This is a genomic window from Comamonas sp. B-9 (assembly GCF_000410635.1).
In the GTDB taxonomy this organism is placed as follows: domain Bacteria; phylum Pseudomonadota; class Gammaproteobacteria; order Burkholderiales; family Burkholderiaceae_C; genus Comamonas.
On record NZ_KE148542.1, the window covers coordinates 22031 to 28984 of the forward strand.

The window sequence follows — 6954 nt, forward strand, 5'->3', positions numbered from 1 at the left end:
TGGGGATTCAGCGCTCAGCCGGCGGTGGTCAGCAGGCCATCGACACCATAGAGGCGGGCCAGCGACAGCAGCGGCGCGGACACGCCGCGCATCTCAAAGGGCCGGCCGGCCCCCAGTGCCGCGCGCCGGCTGCCCAGCATCACCGCCAGCGCCGACGAGTCAAACACCGCCAAGGCACTGGCATCGATCTGCACCGCAGCGCCCGCAGGCAGCTGCGCCATGCCCGCCTGCAAGTGCTGCAGGCAGGCCTGTGCCTGGTCATGGGTCAAGGTCGAAGGCAGGCTGAGCGCGGCCATGCTTACTTGCCTGCGTTGGCCTTGTTGCGGGCAGCGATCGAGTCGATCAAGGTCTGCGGGCTGCCACCGGGCTTGTTCAACTCTTCCTGGAACTGGTTGCGGTAGGTCTCCACCATCCAGATACCCATCACGTTCAGGTTGTAGATCTTCCAGCCCATGCCCTGGCCCGGCGTCTTTTGCAGGCGGTAGTCCAGCTGGATCGGGTCACCACGACCCAGGATCTCGGAGCGCACCACCACCTCTTTGTCGCCTGCCTGCATGCGCACCGGCTTGACATTGATGGTCTGGTTGCTCACCTGGTGCAGCGCACCGGCGTAGGTGTTGACCATCAGCTTCTTGAACTCATCTTGCAGTTGCTGCTGCTGCGCAGCCGTGGCCGTGCGCCACTTGGGGCCAACGGCCGAAGCCATCATGCGGCGGAAATCCACATTGGGCATGACCACGCTGTCGACATACGAGGTGATCTTGGAGACATCACCACCGCGGATGGACTGGTCGGTCTTCAAGGTGTTGAGCACCTCGTCCGAGAGTTGCTTGATCATGGCGTCGGGCGCCATGTCGGCGGCGCTGGCCACCAGAGGGGCCGATGCCATGCAGGCCACGGCAGCCACTGCGGCGGAGTACTGCACCCATGCGCGACGATTGAACATATGCTTTCCTTTCAGCCCAGGTCTGCGATTCAGACTCGGAGCACTTTTGATGCTGAGGCGGCCATGCAGTTGCATGCACCGCTATATTTCTTGTAAGTCTTTATAACGCCGGCTTATTTGACGCCGCCCTGGGGCTGGGGGTCAGCGGCCGACTCGTTCATCCACTGGGTCTCGTCCTCGTCCTCAGCGGACTGGCTGGCGTTCTGGCGCAGCTGCAGGTAGGCGTCACGGGTGAAGCTGTACTTGTCGAGTGCCGCAGACTGCACCAGCGACGTGGTGCCCAGCAGGTTGGCGCGGGTGTTGACGATGCGCAGGCCGGTCAGCGAGTTGCGCACCGGCACATCGTTGATCGAGCTGACCACATTGCCTTGCCAGTCCACCACCATGCCGGCGGAGTCACGGATGGTCGAGGGGCCCAGCAAAGGCCAGACGATGTAGGCACCGGAGGGCATGCCGTAGCGCGCCAGGGTCAGGCCAAAGTCCTGCTTGTGGCGCTCGATGTCCATCTCGCTGGCGATATCGATCAGACCGCCCAGACCAAACACGGTGTTGGTGGTAAAGCGCACCACGCTGTTGTAGGTGCCCTCGCCCTTGAGCTGCAGCGCGTTGTTCACGGCCGACCACAGGTCACCCAGGTTGGCGAAGAAGTTGGTCACTGCGGTGCGCACCACGGTCGGCGTCACATCGCGGTAGCCGGTGGCCACGGGCTCAAGCACCGCGCTGTCGACGGCATCGTTGAAGCTGAACATCGCCCGGTTGTAGGGCTCCAGCGGGTCGCGGGGGTTGGCGCCAGGGCCGCTGGCGCAGCCGGCCAGCAGCGCAGCCAGGCCCAGGGTGGACGCCAGCATCCATGTGCGTGCGTGTTGCTTATTGGTTGGATAACGCATCATCGTTCTCGTTTTTTGCTTGTGTTATTCGGCGGCTTTGGGTGCGGAGCTCTCCGAGGCCTTGCCATACAGGAACTGGCCGATCAGATTTTCCAGCACGATGGCCGATTGTGTATTGGTGACGGTATCACCACTGACCAAGGGCTTTTCATCAAAGCCGGCCTCCACGCCCACGTACTGGTCGCCCAGCAGGCCGCTGGTCAGGATCTTGAACGAGCTGTCCTTGGGAAAGGCGTAGCCATTGGTCAGCTCGATATGGACATCGGCCTGGAAGGTCTGGTCATTGAAGCCGATGCTTTTGACACGGCCGACCTTGACGCCGGCGCTGCGCACGGCGGCCTGCGGCTTCAAGCCGCCAATGTTGTCAAAGCGGGCGGTGACCTCATAGCCTTTGTTGAAATCCAGGGTCAGCAGATTGCCTGCGCGCAGCGCCAGGAACACCAGCGCGGCAGCGCCCAGCATGACAAACAGGCCAACCCAGATATCGGTTTTGGAGGGCTGCATATGCGAATCCGTTTCTCTTTTCTCTATCTACAGGGCAGGCGTCAGATGCTGAACATCATGGCCGTGAGCATGAAGTCCAGCGCCAACACCGACAACGAGGCCATGACCACGGTGCGCGTGGTGGCACGCGAGACCCCTTCGGGGGTGGGCTTGGCGACAAAGCCTTGGAGCAAGGCGACAAAGGTCACCGTGATGCCGAAGACGATGCTCTTGATCACGCCGTTGCCCAGATCCTGGAACACATCGACACCGCTTTGCATCTGGCCCCAGAAAGCGCCGCCATCGATGCCCAGCATCAAGACGCCCACAATCCAGCCGCCCATGATGCCGACGGCGCTGAACACCGCCGCCAGCAACGGCATCGCAATCAGGCCGGCCCAAAAGCGCGGCGCCAGAATGCGCTCGATCGGATTGACGGCCATCATCTCCATGGCCGAGAGCTGCTCGCCCGCCTTCATCAGGCCAATCTCGGCCGTCAATGCGGTGCCGGCACGGCCAGCAAACAGCAGCGCCGTCACCACCGGGCCCAGCTCGCGCAGCAGGGTCAAAGCCACCATCATGCCCACGGCCTCGGCCGAGCCGTAGCGCTGCAGGATGTAGTAGCCCTGCAGCCCCAGCACAAAGCCGACGAAGAGGCCAGAGACGCCAATGATGGCCAGCGAATAATTGCCCAAAAAGTGGATCTGGTCGCGCAGCAGGCCCGGACGCTTGAGCACATAGCCCAGCCCGGCGACCAGGCGCAGCAGCAGGCGCGTGGCCTGGCCCACCGCCGCAGCCTTGGAGCGCAGCGCAAAACCGATATCAGCAGGGTGCCACCAACGCATCAGCGGCCTCCCTTCTTGGCGGCGCCAGGGCCAAAATCTTCATCGATGCTGGGCCCTTGCACATGGAAAGGCACGGGCCCCTGCGCCAGCGCGTTGACAAACTGGTGCACCAGCGGATCGCTGCTGGCACGCACCTCATCGGGCGTACCCTGCGCGGCCACCACCCCAGGGCCCAGGATGATCACCTGGTCGGCCAGTTTGAAGGTCTCTTCCAGATCGTGCGAGACGATGATGCTGGTCAGGCCCAGCGCGTCGTTGAGCTCGCGGATCAGCTGCGCCGAGGTGCCCAGCGAAATCGGGTCGAGCCCCGCAAAGGGCTCGTCGTACATGATGAATTCCGGGTCCAGCGCCATGGCACGGGCCAGCGCCACGCGCCGGGCCATGCCGCCGGAGATCTGCGAGGGCATCAAATCGCGCGCGCCGCGCAGGCCCACGGCCTGCAGCTTCATCAGCACAATGTCGCGCACCATCGCATCGGACAGCTGGGTATGTTCGCGCAGCGGAAAAGCCACATTCTCGAACACCGTCATATCGGTGAACAGCGCGCCAAACTGGAACAGCATGCCCATGCGGCGCCGCGCGGCATAGAGCTGCGCCTGGCTCATCGCCCCCACATCCTGGCCGTCGAGCAGCACCTGGCCGGCCTGAGCCCGGGCCTGGCCGCCAATCAGGCGCAGCACCGTGGTTTTGCCGCCACCGGATGCGCCCATCAGCGCAGTCACCTTCCCACGCGGGATGGTCAGCGACACATCACGCAAGATGGTGCGGTCACCATAGCCAAAGGTGACATTGCGCAGTTCGACAAGAGGTGGAGAGGCAGAAGATTGCATAGAAAAGCCGGCAACATCCGGCATCGTCATCATAAGAGGGGGCAGGGCTCTTTTCTGTAGTCAGTTGCCGCAGCGCAAGCCATCAAGCTTACCGCTTGTAACAAACATTCATGAATGTATTTATATAGCCAGATCGTAACCCGGACGGGCTAAGCCCCGCAAGGCAACAGGCTATTGCTGTCGCTTGCCTGATCGGGCAAGTCTTCAGCATCGCACAGGCAGCCTCTTGGCCCGTTGTTCACAGCGTCAACAACGGTGAGAAGCGCCCACGATTAAAGCATATTGTCCAAAAAGGAACGAATGCGGGGATGGCTGCAGTCCTCGAAGAAGGCGCGCGCAGGCTTGGCCTCGATCAGGGCGCCCTGGTCCATGAACACCACGGTATTGGCCACCTCGCGGGCAAAGCCCATTTCGTGGGTGACCACCAGCATGGTCATGTGCTCCTCGGCCAGCTGGCGCATGGTGCGCAGCACTTCGCCGGTCAGCTCCGGGTCCAGCGCCGAGGTGGGCTCGTCAAACAGCATGATGTCCGGCTCCATCGCCAGCGCCCGTGCAATGGCCACGCGCTGCTTTTGGCCGCCCGACAACCGTGCCGGATAGGCATCGGCCTTCTCCAGCAGACCGACCTTGCGCAGCAGCTCCTGGGCCTTGGGCATGATCTGCTCGCGCGTCAGGCCCTTGACGACCATCGGTGCCTCGGTGATGTTGTCGATCACCGACAGATGTGGGAACAGGTTGAAGCCCTGGAAGACCATGCCCATGCGGCGCAAAATGGCGCGCATCTGGGCCTCGGGTGCGTACTGGGCCTGGCCCTGGGCATTGGTACTGACCAAGGTCTGGCCCTCGACCACGACCGAGCCCGAATCGATCACTTCGAGGTGGTTCAAGCAGCGCAAAAAGGTGCTCTTGCCCGAACCCGAGGGCCCGATCACCGCCATCACCTCGCCCTTGTGGATATCGAGCGAGACGCGCTTGAGCACCTCGTTGCCATTGAAGGCCTTGCAGATATCACGCGCCTGCACCATCACCGGGGTGCCCATGTCATTGCCTGTCATCGCCATACTCCTGCGCTGTTCGCCGTTGCCGCTTTCCATCCACCGACCGCCACCAGCCACTTATGCGTCGTATTTCGCATAGCGCTTTTCCAGGCGGTTGAAGCCCCAGGTCAGCACCAGGGTCATCAGCAGGTAGAAGGCGGCCGCCACCACAAAGGGCGTGGTCGTGAAGTCGCGCTGCACAATGCCACGCGCGGCGCGCAGCAGGTCGTTGAGGGCGAGCACATAGATCAGCGAGGTGTCCTTGACCAGGGTGATGGTCTCGTTGCTGACCGGCGGCAAAATGGTGCGCACCATCTGCGGCAGCACAATGCGGCGCATGGTCTGGCTGTAGGACAGGCCCAGCACCTTCGCGCCTTCGTACTGGCCCCGGTCCACGCTCTGGATACCGGCGCGGAAGATCTCGGCAAAATAGGCCGCGTAGTTCAGCGCGAATGCCACGACGGCCGAGGGGAAGTCCGGCAGGCGCACGCCAATCACCGGCACAAAGGGCAGCGCGAAATAGATGAACAGCAGCTGCAGCATCAGCGGCGTGCCGCGCATCAGCCAGATATAGGCCTCGACAAAGCGCGCCAGCGCCTTGAAGCGCGAGATGCGCGCCAACGCCAGGGCCAGACCCAGTGGCACCGACAGCGCCAGGGTGATGAAAAACAGCTTGAGAGTCACCAGGGCGCCGTTGGACAGCGGCCCCAGCATTGAAATTACATAATCCATCGATGGCCTTCACGGTGGCAGCGGCTTCGCGGGCTTCGCTGCCACAGGCACGAGCGCCTTGGAACGCGTTGGCGCTCCTGGTCTGGCACTCCTGTCAAAAAAATCCGTTCTGGCCGCCGGGCAGCGCCCAGCGCTGCGGCGGCCATGGGCTGCGCCCAAAAGCACAAGACCGGCACGCTGTGCCGGCCCGGTGCAAAGTCACACGCAGATCAGTGCTTGATCACGTCGGCGCCAAACCACTTCTTGGCGATTTCTTCGGCCTTGCCGTCCTTCTTCATCTCAGACAGCACGTCGTTGATCTTGTTGCGGGTGGCTTCGTCGTCCTTGCGGAAGCCCACGCCATAGTCTTCAGTGCCAAAGTCTTCAGCCAGCACCACGTAGTTGTCAGGCTTCTTGGAGACCAGGTAACGGCCCACGACCTCGTCCACCACCACCACGTCCAGACGGCCAGCTTCCACGTCCATCAGCGCAGCGATGTTGTCGCCAAACAGCTTGGTTTCCTTGAATTGGGCGGACAGCTCCTTGTCCTTTTCCATCGCGGTCACGGCGCTGGAGCCTTCCTGGGCGCCAACGATCTTGCCGGCCATGTCGGCCTTGGTCTTGATCGGCGAGCCGGCCTTCACGATGATGATCTGCTTGTTGACCATGTAGGGGTCGGTGAAGAGGATCTTTTCCTTGCGCTCTTCCAGAATGGTCAGGCCATTCCACAGTGCATCGACGCGCTTGCCCAGCAGCTCGGCTTCCTTGGCGTTCCAGTCGATCGGCTTGAATTCCACTTCGATGCCAGCGCGCTTGGCCGCTTCGCGGGCCATGTCGATGTCAAAACCCACGATTTCGTTCTTCTCGTCACGGAAACCCATGGGCGGGAAGTTGTCGTCCAGACCCACCACCAGCTTGGTGACCGCCGCCGCAACAGGCGCAGGCGCGGGTGCTTCAGCCGCAGGCTTGGGCGCATCATTCTTGCCGCAAGCGGTGAGCAAGGCAGTCAGCGCCAGGGTGGCAACGAAAGAACGTTTTTTCATGTGTCTCAACCAAAGAGAAAGACAAAATAAGAGCACTTGGCTTGTTTTGTACAAGCATCAGCGTGCAGGCGAATCGCGTATTGTCTCCGATCACACGAAATTCGTGTCGCTTGTGTGGAAAACTCTGCCGGCCTAGTCGGACGTCCGCAAGCCGCTACGATGGCTGGCCCCG

The 6954-nt window shown here is 62.3% G+C and carries 9 protein-coding genes; all 9 read right to left on the bottom strand.

All coding sequences use genetic code 11. From position 1 onward, the window contains the following. Positions 1-14 precede the first annotated feature (14 nt). Positions 15-296 carry a lipid asymmetry maintenance protein MlaB gene (locus H928_RS0108400; protein ID WP_021026081.1) on the bottom strand — a complete coding sequence of 94 codons (282 nt, stop codon included), beginning with the start codon at positions 294-296 and terminating at the stop codon, positions 15-17. A 2-nt stretch (positions 297-298) separates the two neighbouring features. Continuing rightward, the gene (locus tag H928_RS0108405) at positions 299-946 is read right to left on the bottom strand and encodes a phospholipid-binding protein MlaC (RefSeq protein ID WP_021026082.1); all 648 of its coding nucleotides are present in this window, start codon (positions 944-946) and stop codon (positions 299-301) included. Between the two features lie 113 nt (positions 947-1059). Then, entirely contained in the window at positions 1060-1794 is a 735-nt protein-coding gene (locus tag H928_RS26815; RefSeq protein WP_021026083.1) for a VacJ family lipoprotein, read from the bottom strand. Between the two features lie 63 nt (positions 1795-1857). Continuing rightward, positions 1858-2337 (bottom strand): outer membrane lipid asymmetry maintenance protein MlaD, encoded by a 480-nt coding sequence (gene mlaD, locus H928_RS0108415; protein ID WP_021026084.1) that lies wholly within the window; start codon positions 2335-2337, stop codon positions 1858-1860. A 41-nt stretch (positions 2338-2378) separates the two neighbouring features. After that, the gene (mlaE, locus tag H928_RS0108420; protein ID WP_021026085.1) at positions 2379-3161 is read right to left on the bottom strand and encodes a lipid asymmetry maintenance ABC transporter permease subunit MlaE; all 783 of its coding nucleotides are present in this window, start codon (positions 3159-3161) and stop codon (positions 2379-2381) included. Next, the gene (locus tag H928_RS0108425; protein WP_021026086.1) at positions 3161-3991 is read right to left on the bottom strand and encodes an ABC transporter ATP-binding protein; all 831 of its coding nucleotides are present in this window, start codon (positions 3989-3991) and stop codon (positions 3161-3163) included. The genes mlaE and H928_RS0108425 overlap by 1 nt, the downstream gene beginning before the upstream one ends. A 272-nt stretch (positions 3992-4263) precedes the next feature. Further along, positions 4264-5016, bottom strand: a complete 753-nt coding sequence (locus tag H928_RS0108430) for an amino acid ABC transporter ATP-binding protein (RefSeq protein ID WP_027010713.1) — start codon at positions 5014-5016, stop codon at positions 4264-4266. 90 nt (positions 5017-5106) lie between these two features. Then, entirely contained in the window at positions 5107-5760 is a 654-nt protein-coding gene (locus H928_RS0108435) for an amino acid ABC transporter permease (RefSeq protein WP_021026088.1), read from the bottom strand. Positions 5761-5969: 209 nt separating this feature from the next. Continuing rightward, positions 5970-6782, bottom strand: coding sequence for an amino acid ABC transporter substrate-binding protein (locus H928_RS0108440; protein ID WP_021026089.1), 813 nt, complete (start codon positions 6780-6782; stop codon positions 5970-5972). Positions 6783-6954 lie beyond the last annotated feature (172 nt).

Bases quoted from the DNA above. Each gene is read 5' to 3' on its own strand.
- H928_RS0108430 (WP_027010713.1), bottom strand. From the start codon at position 5,016: ATGGTGCAGGCGCGTGATATCTGCAAGGCCTTCAATGGCAACGAGGTG.
- H928_RS26815 (WP_021026083.1), bottom strand. From the start codon at position 1,794: ATGCTGGCGTCCACCCTGGGCCTGGCTGCGCTGCTGGCCGGCTGCGCC.
- mlaE (WP_021026085.1), bottom strand. From the start codon at position 3,161: ATGCGTTGGTGGCACCCTGCTGATATCGGTTTTGCGCTGCGCTCCAAG.
- H928_RS0108405 (WP_021026082.1), bottom strand. From the start codon at position 946: ATGTTCAATCGTCGCGCATGGGTGCAGTACTCCGCCGCAGTGGCTGCC.
- H928_RS0108440 (WP_021026089.1), bottom strand. From the start codon at position 6,782: ATGAAAAAACGTTCTTTCGTTGCCACCCTGGCGCTGACTGCCTTGCTC.
- H928_RS0108425 (WP_021026086.1), bottom strand. From the start codon at position 3,991: ATGCAATCTTCTGCCTCTCCACCTCTTGTCGAACTGCGCAATGTCACC.
- H928_RS0108400 (WP_021026081.1), bottom strand. From the start codon at position 296: ATGGCCGCGCTCAGCCTGCCTTCGACCTTGACCCATGACCAGGCACAG.
- mlaD (WP_021026084.1), bottom strand. From the start codon at position 2,337: ATGCAGCCCTCCAAAACCGATATCTGGGTTGGCCTGTTTGTCATGCTG.
- H928_RS0108435 (WP_021026088.1), bottom strand. From the start codon at position 5,760: ATGGATTATGTAATTTCAATGCTGGGGCCGCTGTCCAACGGCGCCCTG.